Raw genomic sequence first — 1,090 nt, 5'->3', positions numbered from 1 at the left:
CTTGTACGTACACGGTTTCAGGTTCTATTTCACTCCCCTCACAGGGGTTCTTTTCGCCTTTCCCTCACGGTACTGGTTCACTATCGGTCAGTCAGGAGTATTTAGCCTTGGAGGATGGTCCCCCCATATTCAAACAGCATTTCACGTGTGCCGTCCTACTCGATTTCACATTAAAGGCATTGTCGTGTACGGGACTATCACCCTGTATCGTGGCACTTTCCAGAGCCTTCCACTAACACCTATAAAGCTTAAGGGCTAATCCGGGGTCGCTCGCCGCTACTGCCGGAATCTCAATTGATTTCTTTTCCTCGGGGTACTTAGATGTTTCAGTTCTCCCGGTTCGCCTCACATGCCTATGTATTCAACATGTGATACCTGTAAACAGGTGGGTTTCCCCATTCGGACATCGTGGGATTAACGCTTGTTGTCAACTCCCCCACGCTTTTCGCAGACTTCCACGTCCTTCATCGCCTCTGACTGCCAAGGCATCCACCGTGCACGCTTATTCACTTAACCATACAACACCTAAACAGTGTTCTATGTTTTGCCTAGATATTACACAAGACACTTGCGAACAAGTTTAAGTAATCCTACTGGATTACCTGTGCCAAGTTTTTACACTTAGCTGAATCTTTCGATTCGTTTGTTTGCTTGAATTATCACTTGCGTGATAACTCGGTATTGAATATCTCATCAAGATATTCAATGAACTTTATCAGCTTTCCAAATTGTTAAAGAGCAATGGTTTATGTAAACCACATTTAAATATTCTCAGCTTTTGCAAAAACACTTAAATCTGGTATCCCGTAGGGGATTTGAACCCCTGTTACCGCCGTGAAAGGGCGGTGTCCTAGGCCTCTAGACGAACGGGACACGTAAACTCGATTTGTGAAGCACAGCTTCACAACAGTTTACGAAAAGGCGAGCTTTGCGAGCGACCTCTTCATAAACACATCTTTAATCATCAATCATACAATCTGTGTGAACACTCATTGACTCTCGTCAACAAGACAACGTCGCTTTTGGTAAGGAGGTGATCCAGCCCCAGGTTCCCCTAGGGCTACCTTGTTACGACTTCACCCCAGTCATG

General features: G+C 45.4%; 1 tRNA gene and 2 rRNA genes. All 3 read right to left on the bottom strand.

Features of this window, described 5'->3' with window-relative positions:
- Window positions 1-516: ribosomal RNA gene (locus K6Y21_RS21055) — 23S ribosomal RNA — on the bottom strand; the annotation flags it as partial.
- A gap of 281 nt (window positions 517-797) precedes the next feature.
- Window positions 798-873: transfer RNA gene (locus K6Y21_RS21050), tRNA-Glu, on the bottom strand.
- Between the two features lie 153 nt (window positions 874-1,026).
- Window positions 1,027-1,090: ribosomal RNA gene (locus tag K6Y21_RS21045) — 16S ribosomal RNA — on the bottom strand; the annotation flags it as partial.

This window comes from Motilimonas eburnea (genome assembly GCF_021295345.1).
GTDB lineage: Bacteria > Pseudomonadota > Gammaproteobacteria > Enterobacterales > CBDFNC01 > Motilimonas > Motilimonas eburnea.
This window is presented reverse-complemented; position numbering and strand designations above follow the sequence as displayed.